The following is a 15169-nucleotide window of genomic DNA, read 5'->3' as shown; positions in this document are numbered from 1 at the left end:
AATCAACCTCAGAAACAACAATGACCGCCCTCCCGTGACACGGGTGGACGGTCCTGCGAGAAAACTATGTCGAACCTGGTGGGCCGAGAGTTTTCTTGAAGTGCTCGGTGTGAGGCTTAGAGCGGGCGAACAGCCTGCGCCTGCGGGCCCTTGGCGCCCTCACCGATCTCGAACTCAACCTGCTGGTTCTCCTCGAGGGTACGGAAGCCGGAGCCCTGGATCTCGGAGTAGTGGACGAAGACATCCGCGGAGCCGTCGGCCGGAGCGATGAAGCCGAAGCCCTTCTCAGCGTTGAACCACTTCACAGTTCCCTGTGCCATGTTTTAAACCTATTTCTTGATGTGGAGGTGGTACGGCGCCGACATATGCCGACAGCCGGGTCGTATCGAACCCCCGATGGACCACCACCCCCAGACTGGAGCGGTGATTCGGGTGCTCGCGTATAAATCCCTTGCGAGCACGTAAACGTAACGCACAGAAACAGCGACCGGCACCCAGTGTGTCACGGATTAGCCCGGCGCGATAGTCTGACGACATTTCCGGGCGGGAAACAGCCCTTCGTTCTCCCACATACAGGGGTGATCACAATGACCATTCCGCACTCTCCGGGAGCCTCCCTCGGCTCCGAGCTCAGCGCCGCGATTATCCGCCGTTTCCCCGCCTCCACCTGCACGTATTCCACCGTCCAGGAGGCCCGCCCGGCGCGCCACGCCCCCTGGCCGGAATGGGTGCACCCCGGCCTGCGGGGGTATTTGGCCGACGAAGGCATCCCCACGCTGTTCACCCACCAGACCGAGACCGCGAACCTCGCCCACGCGGGAACGGATGTCGTCGTCGCCACCGGCACCTCCTCCGGCAAGTCCCTCGGCTACCTCCTGCCGATCCTCAGCGATCTCGCCGCCGACCCCACCGCCTGCGCCCTCTACCTCACCCCGACGAAGGCGCTGGGCTCAGATCAGCTGCAGGCCGTCACCGCGCTCACCCGCGCCGTCGAGGGCCTGGGCGGCATCCACCCGGCCCCCTACGACGGCGACACCCCCCTCGAGGCCCGCAGCGGCATCCGCGACGCCACCCGCTTCGTGTTCACCAACCCGGACATGCTGCACCTGTCGATCCTCGCCCACCACGCCCGCTGGGCCCGGCTCCTGCGGCGGCTGCGCTACATCGTCGTCGACGAGTGCCACACCTACCGCGGGGTCTTCGGCGCGCACGTCGCCCTGGTCCTGCGCCGACTGCTCCGGCTGGCGGAACACTACGGTTCCCGCCCGACGGTCATCCTCGCCTCCGCCACGGCCAACGATCCCGCCGCGCACGCCACCACCCTCATCGGCCGCCCCGTCGTGGCCGTCACCGAGGACGGCGCCCCCACCGGCGCGCGCACCGTCCTGCTGTGGGAGCCGGGTTTCCTCGAGGGCGTCGAGGGGGAGAACGGGGCCCCGGTCCGCCGGGCCGCCACCACGGAGGCCGCGGGCATCATGGCCGCCTTCGTCGCGGAGGGCGCCCGGACGCTCACCTTCGTCCGTTCCCGCCGCTCCGCCGAGCTGGTCTCCCTGCGCACCATGGAGGAGCTGTCCTCGCTGGGGCGCCCCGACTTCGCCCGCCGCATCGCCGCCTACCGCGCCGGCTACCTGGCGGAGGACCGCCGCCGCCTGGAACGCCAGCTCGATGACGGCACCCTGCTCGGCGTGGCCACGACGAACGCCCTCGAGCTCGGTATCGACGTCGGGGGCCTCGACGCCGTCGTCACCGCCGGCTTCCCCGGCACGGTGGCCAGCTTCTGGCAGCAGGCCGGCCGCGCGGGCCGCCGCGGACAGGGGTCGGTGGTGGTGCTCGTCGCGCGGGACGAACCGATGGACACCTACCTCGTCCACCACCCCGAGGCGCTGCTCGGGCGTCCGGTGGAACGCGCGGTGTTCAATCCGCGTAACCCCTATGTCCTGCGGGGGCACGTCTATTGCGCGGCCGTCGAGAAGCCGCTGTCGGAGGCGGACGTCGCGGCGCTGGGCGCCCACGACGTGGTCACCGAGCTGGAGGCCGCCGGCCTCCTGCGCCGCCGCCCGCGCGGCTGGTTCCCCACCCCGCTCATCGATGCCCCGCTGACCCCCGAGACCGCCCACGCTGCGGTGCAGCTGCGCGGGGGCAGCGGCGAGGAGGTGCTCATCGTCGACGTGTCCGACGGGCGCCTGCTGGGAACGATTGACGCCGCCCGCGCCGCCGCGCAGGTCCACCCGGGCGCGGTGTACCTGCACCAGGGGGAGAGCTTCGTCATCGAGGAGCTCGACTTCGCCGACCGCATCGCCCTGGCCCGCCCGGAGGAGCCGGAGCACTCGACGATCGCCCGTTCCGAGACCGACATCCGCCTCCGCGGGGAGCCGGAGCAGCTGCTCAACTACTCCCCTGGCCTGTGGGTGGCCAACGTCGAGGTGGAGGTGACGGATCGGGTGACGGGGTACATCGTCAAGCTTCCCGACGGCACCACCGCCGACCACGTTCCCCTGGACATGCCGGAACAACGCCTGCTCACCCGCGCGGTGGCCTACACCATCGACCCGCTGGCGCTGGAGGCGATGGGGATCACCGCCGGAGAGGTCCCGGGCACGCTGCACGCGGCGGAGCACGCGGCGATCGGACTGCTGCCGCTCATCGCCACGTGTGACCGCTGGGACATCGGCGGGGTCTCCACCGCGCTGCACCCGGACACGATGCTGCCGACCGTCTTCGTCTACGACGGCCACCCCGGCGGGGCCGGCTTCGCCGACGAGGGTTTCGCCCGCTTCCCGGAGTGGATCGCGGCCACCTTCGACGCCGTGCGCTCGTGCGCCTGCGAATCCGGCTGCCCCTCCTGTGTGCAGTCCCCCAAGTGCGGCAACGGAAACAACCCCCTCGACAAGGCCGGAGCGCTCAAACTGCTCGGCGCCCTGGTGACCATGACGGGCGCTATACCGGGCCCGCCGTCGCCGTGACCTCCCTTCCGCGCACGTGCGCGGCGACGCTGAGATCGGCGCCCCGCACCGCGCACCCGCTTATCGACGCCCCGTTCCGCCCCGCCACCTCAGCGGCGACGGCGCAGCCGTCCTCGCCCCGGTAGACGGCGAAGGCACCGGCCACGGCCGCGAGATCCGCCGCCACCCGGGCCCGGTGGTGGGCGTCGACCTGGGCGGCCGCGGCGATGACCACCAGCCCCAGGCTGAAAAGGGCGGCGGCGGCCCCCGCGGTGACGATGGTCGGCATCAGGGCACCTCGACGGGAAAGACGGCCGCGTGGCGCCGGGTGCCCAGCGGGGAGGGCACGCTCGCCTCCGCCGTGGCCAGGCCCGCGTGCTCGCTCACGCGGATCTCGCCCCGGGGCGGGGTGTAGCTCAGCCCGATGGCATACGCCCGGGCGGCAGCTCCGGCGGTGTCGACGGCGACCAGGTGCGCGGACATCGTGGCGATTCCCGCCACGATGATCCCGCACACCGTGACCAGGCTGCCGATGCCGAAGGCGGTCTCGATGGTGGTCACGGTGCGGAGCTGAGGGCCTCGGTGATGATGCCCTCGATCGCGGAGACGACGGCCTGGGCGTTGATGACGCCGTAGAGAACGGCGGCCAGGGCGGCGGCCGCGAGCGAGCCCATGGCGTACTCCACCGTCGACATTCCCTTGTCGTCGCGGAGGGTGGTGGTGAGATGGGTGAGCAGGGACATGATGATTCTCCTAGGTGAGTAGTTGGGTGCCCAGGCTGATGACCACGGGGGCCAGGCCCAGGATGAGGAAGGCGGGCAGGAAACAGAGGGTGAGCGGCAGCGCGATGAGCACTCCCGCCCGTTCGGCCCGGGCGGTGGCCCGGGCGGCTGCATCATCACGCAGGGTGGTGGCGATGCGGCCGGCGGCGGTGGACAGGGCGGCGCCGGAGCGGCCGGAGACGATGGCCGGGGTGGCCAGCTCCCCGAGCCCCGGCAGCCCGGCGACCTCCGCCCAGGCGCGCTGGGCGGGGACCCCGAGGGCGAGCAACGCCGCGATGGTGCGCCACTCTTCCCGGGTGGTGGTATCGGCCCCGGCCTCCACGAGCGCCGCGGCCGCGGCGGCCGGCGTGAGTCCGGCCAGCAGACATGCGGCGTAGAGGTCGAGGTCGGCGGCCACCGCCAGCGGATCGGGGTCCCGGTGGCGCCGCGGACCGTCCCGCGGCGTCTTCGGCCCGAGGTCACGCAGTCGCAGGAGGAGCCGGGGAGGTGGAATGAGCAGGACGGCGGCCACGAGGAGCAGGATCAAGCCGCGGCCCTCCCGATGATGTGCCGGGACCACAGGAAGCCCCCGGCACCCAGAGCGGTACCCGTGACCAGCAGCACCCCGCCCAGTCCCCCGCCGCTGAGGAAGCCGAGGGGGTCCGCCCCCATCGCCGTACCCATGGCCATCCCGGCCAGGGGCAGAAGGGTGAGGATGACCGCGGTGGCCTGCGGGCCCTGCAGCGTGGCCGTGGTGGCGGCGCGGTGCCGCAGGCGGGTGTCGATCCGTCGGCGCGCCTGTTCCACCAGTGGGGCCAGCGGCAGGCCGTGCCGCTCGGAGAGCTGCCACAACGTGCCCAGGGAAGCCAGCTCCGCGGGCCCGGCGAGCAGGGCTCCCGCCCCGGAGAGTCCGCGTGCTACCCGGGTGCGCACCTGCGCGAGGGCCGCCGCGAGTTCGGGCGGGGTATCGGCGGGCAGCGCCTCGGTCGCGTGGTCCATCGCCACGGCGATGGTGTGCCCGGCGCGCAATTCCCCGTCCAGCAGCCCGAGGAAACCGGCTGTGTGCTTCTCCCGGCTCCCTCTTCTCCCCCGTTCCCGGATGTCCCGGACCACCCACCAGGCGGTTCCCCCGATGAGCAGCAGCGCGGTGGTGACCGCGGCGCTGCCGAGGAGCAGGAAGAGCAACAGCCCGAGGCCGAGGGCGGGCACCACGAGCAGGTGCGGCTCCGGCGTCGCCGGGCACACCCGCCCCCGCGGGGAAGGGGTGGGCAGGATGAGGTGGGCCACCAGCAGCAGGAGCGGGGTCATGCGGTGACCCCCAGCTGTGCCTGCAGCTCCCGGAAACCGTCGAGGGCGCCGCGCTCGGAGTCCCACACCGGGTGCACCTCGACGGGAATGCCCCGGAGCAGCCCGATCTGGTGCACCCGGCGGGCCCCGTCGACCCCGCGGCGCATGACGATGACCACGTCCATCGCCGCCGCCAGCTGCGAGTGCAGGGCCGAGCGCGACAGCCCGCCGAGCGCCGCCAGGGCTTCCATCCGGGCGGGCACCTCGTGGAGGGCGTTGGCGTGGATGGTCCCGGCACCGCCTTCGTGGCCGGTGTTGAGGGCGGCCAGCAGATCCACCACCTCCGCGCCGCGGATCTCGCCGATGACGATGCGGTCGGGTCGCATGCGCAGGGCCTGTTTGAGCAGGTCCGCCATGGTGATCGCGCCGGAGCCCTCGACGTTGTGGCCGCGGGCCACCAGGTTGAGCACGTGGGGGTGGCGGGGCTGCAGCTCGGCGGTGTCCTCGATGCACAGGATGCGTTCCCGGGGACTGACCTCCGCCAGCAGGGCGGCGAGCAGGGTGGTCTTGCCCGTGCCGGTGCCGCCCACCACGAGGAAGGCCCGGCGCTGTCGGATGACTCCGCGCAGGAGCGCGGCGATCTCCTCGCTGAGTGTGCCGCGGGAGATGAGCTCGTGGAGAGTGGTGGTGGCCGGGCGCAGCACCCGCAGGCTGAGGCAGGTGGAGCGCGCCGATGGCGGGGACAGCAGGGCGTGGAGGCGGATGAGGGAGCCGTCGTCGCGGGTGAGCCGGCCGTCGGCGAAGGGCTGGGCGTCGTCGAGGCGGCGCCCGCAGGAGGTGGCCAGCCGGGTGGCCAGCTGCCGGACGGCCGCGTCGTCGGGGAAGCTCACGTCGGAGCGTTCCAGGCCGCACCCCCGGTCGAACCACACCTCGGTGGGGCCGTTGACCACGATGTCGGTGACCCCTTCCGTGCTCAGCAGGGTTTCGAGGGGGCCGATGCCGGTGGAGTCGTGCCGCAGGCGGCGCAGAAGTTCCAGGACGTCGACATCGGAGATGACGCCAGCCTCCTCCCGGATGAGGCGGGCGAGATCGGCGACCTCCTCGGTCGCCGGGGTATCCACCAGGCGGCGTTGCACCTTCTCGAAGAGCTCGTTCACAGCGCGACCCCGGCGCTTTCCAGCACCAGCCGGGCGGTGGTGGCCAGCGGGGCGGGCAGCCGCTGCGGGAGTCCCCCGAGTTCGACGCTGCGCGACAGCCGGGACACCGTGCCCAGGGTGCTGAGGATCTCGCAGCGGGTGATCTTCTCCACATCCGCGCGGCTCAGCCCGGACCAGCTGCGGTGGCGGAGGACACCGGCGACCGTGCAACGCCGCGCCCCGAAGCCGGAGACCAGCCCCGCGGCCGCGGCGGCGGCACGTACTTCGGCGGGGATGAGCAGGACCACGTGATCGCAGGAGTCGGCCACGGCATCGGCGACCGGCCCGTGGGATGGGGTATCCACGATGGTCACGCCCGCGCTGTCCTGCAGGGCCTGCAGTACCGGGCGCACCAGCTCCGGGGTGAGCGAAAAGGGGTCGGCGATGGTGCTGCGGGCGGCGGACAGGCAGGTGATGCCGTCCGGCGTGACGGGCAAGGCGGCCCGGAGGTCGACGGCGTCGACGGTGCCCTCCCCCAGGCGGAGCTCAGGCCAGCGGATACCGGGGGTCTCCTCAACGCCCAGAAGCAGGTCGAGGCCCCCGGAGTGGTCGACCGCATCGAGGAGGGTGGTCGGGTGGGAGCGGGTAGCCACGCGGGCCAGTGCCGCCGCCAGGGTGGAGGCGCCCGCCCCACCCGCGGCCCCGCACACGGCGATGACGGTGCCCGCCGCCGACGCGGGGGCTGCGGCGGGATCGGCCGGAGCCCGCGCATGCCCCAGGGCCCCGAGCAGCTCCGGCGCCTGGGCGGGGACGACCCAGGCGTTCTCGGCATGGGCCTGCATCGCGGCCTGCCAGTCCACCGGCCCGGGGTCGGCGGCGAGCACGTGGACGCCGGCCCGGCGCGGCAGGGTGGCGATGTGCCGGGCGATGTCGGCGTCGACGAGCGCGGCGTGGGCGCGGGGCAGCAGGCGGGTGATCTCGCGGGGGTCGATGGTGTCGATGACGTCGTGGCCGGTGGCCGCCGCAACGTGGGTGGCCTCCGGGTGGATGACGGGGTCGCTGACGGCCACGAGGACGAAGGTGCTGGTCATGGCCCCACCATCGCCGGTGGGGGCGGTCCGGACAAGGGCCGGCCGGGCCCCCTGTGGATAACCCCGGAGATCAGTGACGGATCATCACGAATCTGTGGACAGCTGGCGTCCCACGCTGGCCAAGACTCCGCCGACGGGAGACAGTGAGAGCGCCCCGGCGGACCCGGAAAATAAGGGACGGCCCGCGCCTCGGGGGGGGTGTGCGCGGGCCGTCTGTAACCCGGTATCGGGGGGGATAACCGGGGCAGGCCACACTGTATATCGGGGCCTTGCAAGGGAAATTATGGCACATCTTTCCGCACATGACAACACCGGCACGACAGTCCAATCGCAAAGGCATTCTATGCCGCCCAGCCGTGCCCAGGAGTGCCCATCCGTTGACCACATCAGTCCCACCAGTATCACCCGCACCACACGCCCCTTACTTTTCACAGGGAGGGGGTCTACACTGTGTCCTCATGAGCCCCCGGTCCTCTGTTCGCGAGCAGTCCCCCACGCAGCATCCGCGCGTGGCGGCCTTCTTCGACCTGGACAAAACGATCATCGCCACCTCCTCTGCCTTCGCCTTCGGCCGCGAGTTCATGCACAACGGCCTCATCACCACCGCCGAGGCGCTGCAGATGTCCCTGGCGAAAGCGACGTACATGATCGCGGGGCAGTCGAGCGAGCAGATGGACTCCACCCGCGACCAGCTCGCCGCCCTGGTGGCCGGCTGGTCCGTGGAACAGGTCCGCACCATCGCCTCCGAGACGATGCACAACGTGGTCACCCCGGCCATCTACGCGGAAGCCCGCGAACTCATCTCCTTCCACCGCAACGCGGGCCATGACGTCATCATCATCTCGGCCTCAGCCTCCCACCTGGTGGATCTCATCGCGGAGGAGCTGGGCATCGACCAGGTCGTCGCCACCGAGCTCGAGGTCGAGGACGGCCACTTCACCGGCGAGATCCTCTTCTACTGCAAGGGCGATGCCAAGGCGCAGGCCATCACCGACCTGGCCGCCCAGAACAACTACGACCTCACGGTGAGCTACGCCTACTCCGATTCCGCCACGGACATCCCCATGCTGCAGGCCGTCGGCAACCCCGTCGCCGTCAACCCGGACCGCGCCATGAAGAAGACCGCGCTGGAGAACGGGTGGGAGATCCGCACCTTCCGCGACCCGGTGCCCCTATTCCAGATGCCCTCACCCCGCGAGATCAGCATCGGCGCCTCCATCGTCGCCGTCATCTCCGCCGCCGCGGCGGGCGGCATCTGGTGGGCGCAGCGCGGTCGCCGCGGCAGCGCCTAAAGCGAATAAGCGCCTACAGCGCCCGGGCAATGGCCTCCGCTTCCTCTGCACCGGCGATCCACGACCGCAGGGACAGCTCGAGGAACTCCACCGCACTACCCTCCGCCCAGGCCTGCGCCGCCGCCAGGTACTCCGTGCGGTGCCGCAGCAGATAGGTCTCGGGGACGGCCAGCCCGCGGGGGTCGAAGCCCGTCGACACCGCCGCCAACCGGCCGGCCGCCCGGGCCACCAGCCCGGAGTGCTCGCCGAGCAACGCATGCGCCAGGATCTCCGCGTGCACGACCTGGGGTAGCAGCACGTCGTGCGCGTCCCCGGTGAGCAGCGCCGCCAGCCTCTGCAGACGCTCCGGTGACCCCTCCGGACGCCCCCCACCCCCGGCGAGGACAGACATGCGCGCCAGGATCTGCAGCGGGGCGCGCCCGAAGACCCGCGCGGAGGACTGCAGTGAGTCCGGCGCCAACATGCTCGACACCGAGATCGACAGTCCGAGTACTCCCGTGGGCTCATCGCCGAGGCGGATCGAGGGATCGTCGAGAAGCGCGGAGGTGCGGGCACCCCGCAGCACGGACTCGGATCCGGTGACCTCCGCGCGGCGCAGAGACACCGGCCGCCGATGCACGGCGGCGATGGCCTGCCGGGCGGAGTCGGCGAGCGCGGCGACGTCGCCGAGTCGAAGGAGAGGTTGCAGGGGGTCAGCCGCGGACATATCCACTACGATAGCTGCGGAAGGGTTGCACATTCACCGTGAATCCGTGGCACCATGGTCGGGAATAGTCAACGACGCATGACCCTTATGACAAAGCAGCAGGAAGGCACATCGTGAGCAACAAGGGACTTTTCACCGACGGACCGAAGGACTTCACTCCGCGGGTCAGCTCGATTCCGCTGAGCGACGTTGACACGACGCGCGCAGGTGAGGGCTCCATCGGCGATCTGGTCTCCAACGCCACCGCCCAGATGTCCTCCCTTTTCCGCGCCGAGCTGGAGCTGGCCAAGACCGAGCTGGCGGGCGAGGCGAAGAAGGGCGCCATCGGCGGCGGCCTGTTCGGCGTCGCCGGGGTCATCGCGCTCTACTCCTCCTTCTTCTTCTTTTTCTTCGCCGCGGAGCTGCTGAGCACCTGGCTTGAGCGCTGGGCCTCCTTCCTCATCGTCTTCCTGGTCATGCTGCTGCTGGCCGCGCTGCTGGCGCTCTTCGGCTGGCAGAAGGTGAAGAAGATCAGCGCCCCGCAGAAGACCATCGACTCGGTCACCGAGCTGAAGAACCTGGTCCCGGGGCAGGCCACGCAGAAGCTCGAGGCCCGCAACCGCGGCCTGTACAGCTAGTTCCTTCCCCTCCTCCGCCCGCGCGCCCACCGCGAGGGCGGATTTTTCTTTGCCCGTCCGCAGCCCCGTCCGCAGCCCCGTCCGCAGCCCTGTCCCGGAGAGGAGTCCCCGTATGTTCCTGCGTCGTCGCCCGCTGCCGCCGTCCGTCGTGGAACTCGACGGCCCCTTCTCCCATGAGCTCGTGCACACGCGGGGGATCCGTCTGCACGTGGCCACCGCCGGCCGGCCGGAGGATCCGCTGGTGCTGCTGCTCCACGGGACGTTCGGCGGCTGGTTCGAGTTCCGCCGGGTCATCGCCCCGCTGGCGGCCCGTGGTTTCCGTGTCGCGGCCGTCGATTTCCGGGGCTACGGCCTCAGCGACCGGCCCCCCTCCACCGCGGGCGATGCGCTGCGCACGGCCGCCGGTGACATCGCAGGGCTCATCCGCGCGCTGGGCCACGACACCGCCCTCATCGTCGGAGCGGACACCGGCGGCACGGTCGCCTGGGCCCTGGCCTCCCACTATCCGGAGATGGTCACGGGCCTCGTCTCGGTCAGCGCCGCGCACCCGGTCGACCTGCGCCGGGCCAGCGTGGCGCGCCCCTGGCGGCACGTGGGCACCCTGTCCCGGCCCCTGTGGCCGCTGCTCGGCGCCGCAGCTTATCGACGCCACCTGCACTCCTCCACCACCCCCGACTTCCGGCACTCGCCCGGGTTCGGGGAGGAGGTGGCGCTGCGCGTGCGGGCGGGGCGGATCAGCAACACCCGCCCTTGGAGGCTGCGCACCAACCGCCTGCTCACCGCGCCCGTTTCGGCGCGCTGGCTGCATACGCAGGTGTCGGCCCCCACGCTGCTCCTGCAGCCCCCGCTGCCGGTGTGGCGGCACCTGGGCCGCCGTTCCGCGGCCCGGGTGACGGGGGATCTCAACGTAAGGCACGTGGCCCGCACCCGGGACCTGCCGCACCTGGAGAATCCCCCGGCCTTCGTGGAGGCGGTCGCGGAGTTCGCGGAGCGGCACCTCTAACGGGCCACGCACTCCTGCGTTCCCACCGGCGCGCGCAGGGCGGTGACGTCGCCGACCTGGCGGCGCACCTCGGCGGCGGTGAGGACGTAGCCGGTGTCGGTCTGATCGACGCTGGCGCCGAAGACGACTCCGAGCACCGCGCCGTCGGTATCCAGCAGGGGCCCGCCGGAGTTGCCCTGGCGGATGGTCCCACGGACGGTGTAGGCGTCACGCTCGACGCGACCCGCGGCGTAGATGTCGGGCCCCGCGATGAGCAGCTGCTCGCGGACGCGGGCGGGGGCGGCCTCGAAGGGGCCGGACTCGGGGAAGCCCATGACGATGGCGTCCTCGCCCGAGCCCGCCGGATGCGCGGCCCAGTTCAGCGCCGGGAGGTTGAGGCCCGGGGAGTGCAGGACGGCGATGTCCACGCCCGGGTTGTAGTAGACGACCTCAGCGTCCTTGACCCCGAGGACGGTGTCCAGCCGCACGGACTGGGTGCCGGCGACGACGTGCGCATTGGTGATCACGTAGTCGGTGTCGGTGACGAATCCGGAGCCCATGAGGCGGCGGGAGCACTGATCCGAGTCACCCTGGATGTGCACCACCGAGGGGCGCACCCGCTCGACCAGGGCGTGGTCCTCGATCTGGATGTTGGGGGCGGCGACCTCCCGGGCGGGTGGTTCGTCGAAGGGGGCGAAGATGGGCGGGAGGCCCGATTCGTCGAGAAGCACGGTGATCCGGGCGGGCAGCTGCTCCAGCCCGGGCGGGGTGCTGCGGTCGACGAAGCCGAGCACCGCGGAACCGCGGATGCCCTGGCTGAACGTGCCGGTCAGGCCGGTGGCCAGCGGAATCGAGATGAGCCAGATGACGATGAGCGTGGCCGCGGTGGTGAACAGCGCCCCGATCGCCGAGTCGATGGTCTGGGAGGAGCGCATCCGCATCCGCTCCCGCAGCGAGGATCCCAGGATGCCGCCGATGAGGTTGCCCAAGCCCACGAGGAGGATGATCGTGCCCAGGCCGAGCAGGAAACGCAGCGCCACCGATTCGGTCAGCTGCATGACCGGGGGCGCCAGAACCGCGCCGAGGATGAGCCCTGCGACCACGCCCACCGTCGAGAGGACGGAGGCGAAAGCACCCTGCCGCCAACCGATGACGATCGCCGCGAGCAGGGCCAGCAGGATGAGACCGTCGACGAAGAGGGCGGGGGTCACGGGGCAGGGGATCCAATCAGTGGTGCGTCGGTTATCGCAGGAATCTTACCCGGTTCCCCGGCTCGGAATAGTGAGGCTCGTTGTTCCGCGATTTCGCCAGCGTGTCCTGCAGGTCGAGGGTGGTCTCCCGGTCCCAGTCCTCCTCCCAGCCGCCCTGGTGAAGCAGCGCGGAGAGCAGCCCCGCGGTGAAACCCCACACGAGGTAGTCGTTGATGGTGAAGGCGGGCCCCGTCCAGCCGGACCAGCCGACCATGAGGCGGTTGCGCGGGTCCACCAGGTCCGCGAGGTAGGCCGGGAAAACGTCGTCGGCCTCCGCGGGGCTGGCCACCCCGACCTCGCCGGGGGTGTGCCAGTGCCCGAGCACTGGGTGCACGGGGTAGCCGGACGCCTGGATGTGCACCGGTTCCAACTCCGCGACGGGGGTGACACTGCTGCGGTCGAGTCCCGTCTCCTCCCAGGCCTCGCGGAGCGCGGCGTCGACGGGGTTGAGGTCGGTGGTGTCGATGCGCCCGCCGGGGAAGGCGATCTGCCCGGAGTGCGAACGCATCGTCGGCGAGCGGTGCGTGAGCAGGACGGCAGCGTCGCGCGGCGGGTCGGAGCGGAGGTGGTCGGCCCCGGAAAAAAGCATGAGCACCGCCGCGGAGCGACCCGGTTGGACCGGGCCCGTCCTTCCGCGGGCGTCCACCCGGCGCACGTCCGGGTGCTCGCTGGCGCCCTCCACCCGGCTCACCAGGTGGCGCATCCAGCCCGGCGCGCGCTCCGGCGCAAGCCGCGTGTTCTCTCCGGGGCGGTCGGTACCGAAATCCATCCTCATCGGCTGGCCACCGCCCCCGCCACGGCGTCCTGCAGCTCCGCGAGCGAGGCGAAGGTGCGCGGGAACAGGGCGATCTGCTCCTCGCCGTCGAAGACCACCGTGAGCGGGATGACCCCGGGCAGCCCGAGGGTGCCGGCGAAACGGTTGTCCAGATCCTGGTAGCTGGGCAGGGAGATCCCCAGCTCAGCGAGCAGCGCCGCCCCGTTGCCCGGATTGCGGTCGGCGTGCACGCCCACCACGGTGTATTCCGGGTGCGCGGCGGCCAGCTCATCGAAGAAGGGCAGCTCATCGCGGCACGGCCCGCACCACCAGGCCCACACGTTGACCACGGTGATCCCCGTCGGCGCGGCGTCGCTGCCGGCGCCGCCGAGGCAGTCGAGGTCCACTCCGCCGGCCCCGCTCGCGGGGCAGTCCGGTCGCCCGCTTATCGACGCCCCCTCCGTCACCGTCTCCTCCGGGCCCGCCGTCGGCGTCGGCTCGCCGGGGTTGTTGATGGTGCGGAGCATGGCGAAGGCCCCTGCGCCCACCGCGAGGGTGAGCAGGACCGCGACGAGCACGCTCCACAGCGCCGGGCGACTCATGCGGCCACCTCCCGGGAGGGGCAGTCCCGCGCGATGACGCACTCCGCGCAGGCGGGGCGGCGCGCATGGCACACGCGGCGCCCGTGGAAGATCATCCGGTGGGAGAACATGGTCCATTCCTTCTTCTCGATGAGCGCGGTGAGATCCTCCTCGATCCGCCGCACATCTGCTGACTCGCTGAGCCGGAGCCGCTGCGCCAGCCGGGCGACGTGGGTGTCCACCGCCAGCCCGGGCAGCCCGAAGGCGTTGCCGCGCACGACGAGGGCGGTCTTGCGGCCCACCCCGGGCAGTGACACCAGATCGTCGAGAACCTCGGGCACCTGTCCCCCGAAACGGGCCACCAGGGACTCCCCCAGGCCCAGCAGGCTCTTCGCCTTGGCGCGGAAGAAGCCGAGCGGGCGGAGGATCTCCTCCAGCTCGGCGGTGCCGGCGGCGGCCAGCGCCGCGGGGGTGGGGAAACGCTCGAAGAGCTCCGGGGTGACCTGGTTGACGCGGACGTCGGTGGTCTGGGCGGAGAGCACCGTGGCCACCGTGAGCTGGAAGGCGTCGGCGAAGTCGAGCTCGCAGTGGGCGTCCGGGTACTCCGCCGCCAGTTGCCGGTTGATGCGGCGGGCGCGGCGGGTACGGCCCAGGTCAGTCTCGGTGCCGCGGGCGGCGGGGTGGGAACGTGGGGATCTGACCGGCATACCGGACAGCTTAGCCACTACGATGAACACTCATGACCGTCGTTCTCGTCGTCGCAGCACCGATCATCCTCGCCCTCTTCGCCATGCAGATGGAGAAGCTGGAGTCGTGGATCCTGCCGTCGGCGCCTGCGGCTGCTGCGGGGAGCGCCGCCGCCGACGCCGCGGCAGAAGAAATGTGACAAATTTCCCTGAGGCTCCTCGCACGTGACCAATTCCACGGTAGGGTGGTGAGGAACACACCGCGCCGAGAGACACACCCGTGCCCTCAACAGGGCCCCGCCACAGTTTTCGTGGGGCCTCCCGGCGTGCCGTCGAGAGGACCGAGGAGCGTCAAGTGGAAGGTGTACAGGAGATCCTGTCCCGCGCCGGAATCTTTCAGGGGGTTGATCCGGTTGCCGTGAACAACCTGATCAAGGACATGGAGACCGTCCGTTTCCCCCGTGGAACAACCATCTTCGAGGAAGGTGAGCCGGGCGACCGCCTGTACATCATCACCGCCGGCAAGGTGAAGCTCGCCCGCCACGCCTCCGACGGCCGCGAGAATCTGCTCACCGTCATGGGCCCCTCCGACATGTTCGGCGAGCTGTCCATCTTCGACCCGGGCCCGCGCACCTCCTCCGCCGTGTGCGTCACCGAGGTGCAGGCCGCGACGATGAACTCGGACATGCTCAAGCAGTGGGTCTCCGACCACCCGGAGATCGCCCAGCAGCTGCTCCGCGTGCTGGCCCGCCGCCTGCGCCGCACCAACGCCTCCCTCGCCGACCTCATCTTCACCGATGTCCCCGGTCGCGTGGCCAAGACGCTCCTGCAGCTGGCGAACCGTTTCGGTTCCCAGGAGGGCGGCGCGCTGCGCGTCAACCACGACCTCACCCAGGAGGAGATCGCCCAGCTCGTCGGCGCCTCCCGTGAGACCGTGAACAAGGCCCTGGCCACCTTCGCCCACCGCGGCTGGATCCGGCTCGAGGGCAAGTCCGTCCTCATCGTGGACACCGAGTCGCTGGCCAAGCGCGCCCGCTAGAGAATCCACAGAACCCGCCGCAGCCCCTCCCAGGGGGTGCGGCGG

At 71.2% G+C, this 15169-nt stretch carries 19 protein-coding genes; 6 read left to right on the top strand and 13 right to left on the bottom strand.

Going from position 1 to position 15169, the window contains the following annotated elements; genetic code table 11:
• Positions 1-116: 116 nt before the first annotated feature.
• A complete protein-coding gene (locus ACFPUZ_RS10375) occupies positions 117-320 on the bottom strand; it encodes a cold-shock protein (RefSeq protein ID WP_040084711.1) in 204 nt (67 codons plus the stop codon).
• A gap of 267 nt (positions 321-587) precedes the next feature.
• On the opposite strand from ACFPUZ_RS10375, the gene ACFPUZ_RS10370 reads away from it, so the two are divergent.
• Positions 588-2963 carry a DEAD/DEAH box helicase gene (locus ACFPUZ_RS10370; RefSeq protein WP_377001832.1) on the top strand — a complete coding sequence of 792 codons (2376 nt, stop codon included), beginning with the start codon at positions 588-590 and terminating at the stop codon, positions 2961-2963.
• Here the strand turns inward: ACFPUZ_RS10370 and ACFPUZ_RS10365 are convergent.
• From ACFPUZ_RS10365 to ssd, 7 genes are read right to left on the bottom strand one after another with little or no spacing between them, the layout of a single operon-like run.
• A complete protein-coding gene (locus tag ACFPUZ_RS10365) occupies positions 2938-3231 on the bottom strand; it encodes an Rv3654c family TadE-like protein (RefSeq protein WP_377001831.1) in 294 nt (97 codons plus the stop codon). The genes ACFPUZ_RS10370 and ACFPUZ_RS10365 overlap by 26 nt on opposite strands.
• Positions 3231-3503: a hypothetical protein gene (locus ACFPUZ_RS10360; RefSeq protein WP_377001830.1), complete on the bottom strand. Its 273-nt coding sequence runs from the start codon at positions 3501-3503 to the stop codon at positions 3231-3233. Before ACFPUZ_RS10360 ends, ACFPUZ_RS10365 begins: the two co-directional genes overlap by 1 nt.
• The gene (locus tag ACFPUZ_RS10355) at positions 3500-3685 is read right to left on the bottom strand and encodes a DUF4244 domain-containing protein (RefSeq protein ID WP_377001829.1); all 186 of its coding nucleotides are present in this window, start codon (positions 3683-3685) and stop codon (positions 3500-3502) included. Before ACFPUZ_RS10355 ends, ACFPUZ_RS10360 begins: the two co-directional genes overlap by 4 nt.
• A 10-nt stretch (positions 3686-3695) precedes the next feature.
• Positions 3696-4250, bottom strand: a complete 555-nt coding sequence (locus ACFPUZ_RS10350) for a type II secretion system F family protein (RefSeq protein ID WP_377001828.1) — start codon at positions 4248-4250, stop codon at positions 3696-3698.
• Entirely contained in the window at positions 4247-5011 is a 765-nt protein-coding gene (locus tag ACFPUZ_RS10345) for a type II secretion system F family protein (protein WP_377001827.1), read from the bottom strand. The genes ACFPUZ_RS10350 and ACFPUZ_RS10345 overlap by 4 nt, the downstream gene beginning before the upstream one ends.
• Complete coding sequence (locus ACFPUZ_RS10340; protein WP_377001826.1) at positions 5008-6147, bottom strand: TadA family conjugal transfer-associated ATPase; 1140 nt, start codon at positions 6145-6147, stop codon at positions 5008-5010. Before ACFPUZ_RS10340 ends, ACFPUZ_RS10345 begins: the two co-directional genes overlap by 4 nt.
• Positions 6144-7217 carry a septum site-determining protein Ssd gene (gene ssd, locus ACFPUZ_RS10335; protein WP_377001825.1) on the bottom strand — a complete coding sequence of 358 codons (1074 nt, stop codon included), beginning with the start codon at positions 7215-7217 and terminating at the stop codon, positions 6144-6146. Before ssd ends, ACFPUZ_RS10340 begins: the two co-directional genes overlap by 4 nt.
• A 458-nt stretch (positions 7218-7675) precedes the next feature.
• Between ssd and ACFPUZ_RS10330 the strand changes: the two genes are divergently transcribed.
• Entirely contained in the window at positions 7676-8509 is an 834-nt protein-coding gene (locus ACFPUZ_RS10330) for an HAD family hydrolase (protein ID WP_377001824.1), read from the top strand.
• Positions 8510-8522: 13 nt separating this feature from the next.
• Here ACFPUZ_RS10330 and ACFPUZ_RS10325 read toward each other — a convergent pair whose 3' ends face one another.
• Entirely contained in the window at positions 8523-9215 is a 693-nt protein-coding gene (locus tag ACFPUZ_RS10325) for a hypothetical protein (RefSeq protein ID WP_377001823.1), read from the bottom strand.
• Between the two features lie 113 nt (positions 9216-9328).
• Here ACFPUZ_RS10325 and ACFPUZ_RS10320 point away from each other — a divergent pair, with 113 nt between their 5' ends.
• Positions 9329-9832: a phage holin family protein gene (locus tag ACFPUZ_RS10320; RefSeq protein WP_377001822.1), complete on the top strand. Its 504-nt coding sequence runs from the start codon at positions 9329-9331 to the stop codon at positions 9830-9832.
• A 112-nt stretch (positions 9833-9944) separates the two neighbouring features.
• The gene (locus ACFPUZ_RS10315; protein WP_377001821.1) at positions 9945-10835 is read left to right on the top strand and encodes an alpha/beta fold hydrolase; all 891 of its coding nucleotides are present in this window, start codon (positions 9945-9947) and stop codon (positions 10833-10835) included.
• Here ACFPUZ_RS10315 and ACFPUZ_RS10310 read toward each other — a convergent pair.
• From ACFPUZ_RS10310 to nth, 4 genes are read right to left on the bottom strand one after another with little or no spacing between them, the layout of a single operon-like run.
• On the bottom strand, positions 10832-12025 hold the full coding sequence (locus ACFPUZ_RS10310; RefSeq protein ID WP_377001820.1) for a MarP family serine protease: 1194 nt from the start codon (positions 12023-12025) through the stop codon (positions 10832-10834). The two genes, ACFPUZ_RS10315 and ACFPUZ_RS10310, sit on opposite strands and share 4 nt — an antisense overlap.
• 31 nt (positions 12026-12056) lie before the next feature.
• The gene (locus ACFPUZ_RS10305; protein ID WP_377001819.1) at positions 12057-12839 is read right to left on the bottom strand and encodes an NUDIX hydrolase; all 783 of its coding nucleotides are present in this window, start codon (positions 12837-12839) and stop codon (positions 12057-12059) included.
• Positions 12836-13420, bottom strand: a complete 585-nt coding sequence (locus ACFPUZ_RS10300) for a TlpA family protein disulfide reductase (RefSeq protein ID WP_377001818.1) — start codon at positions 13418-13420, stop codon at positions 12836-12838. Before ACFPUZ_RS10300 ends, ACFPUZ_RS10305 begins: the two co-directional genes overlap by 4 nt.
• Positions 13417-14106, bottom strand: a complete 690-nt coding sequence (nth, locus tag ACFPUZ_RS10295) for an endonuclease III (protein WP_377001817.1) — start codon at positions 14104-14106, stop codon at positions 13417-13419. Before nth ends, ACFPUZ_RS10300 begins: the two co-directional genes overlap by 4 nt.
• A gap of 32 nt (positions 14107-14138) precedes the next feature.
• Between nth and ACFPUZ_RS10290 the strand changes: the two genes are divergently transcribed.
• Positions 14139-14285: a hypothetical protein gene (locus tag ACFPUZ_RS10290; protein WP_377001816.1), complete on the top strand. Its 147-nt coding sequence runs from the start codon at positions 14139-14141 to the stop codon at positions 14283-14285.
• A 155-nt stretch (positions 14286-14440) separates the two neighbouring features.
• Complete coding sequence (glxR, locus tag ACFPUZ_RS10285) at positions 14441-15124, top strand: CRP-like cAMP-activated global transcriptional regulator GlxR (protein ID WP_377001815.1); 684 nt, start codon at positions 14441-14443, stop codon at positions 15122-15124.
• Positions 15125-15169 lie beyond the last annotated feature (45 nt).

This window comes from Corynebacterium nasicanis, from assembly GCF_042658165.1.
Taxonomy (GTDB): Bacteria; Actinomycetota; Actinomycetes; order Mycobacteriales; family Mycobacteriaceae; genus Corynebacterium; species Corynebacterium nasicanis.
The sequence above is the reverse complement of the archived record's forward strand: the minus strand, read 5'-3'. Positions and strand labels throughout refer to the sequence as shown.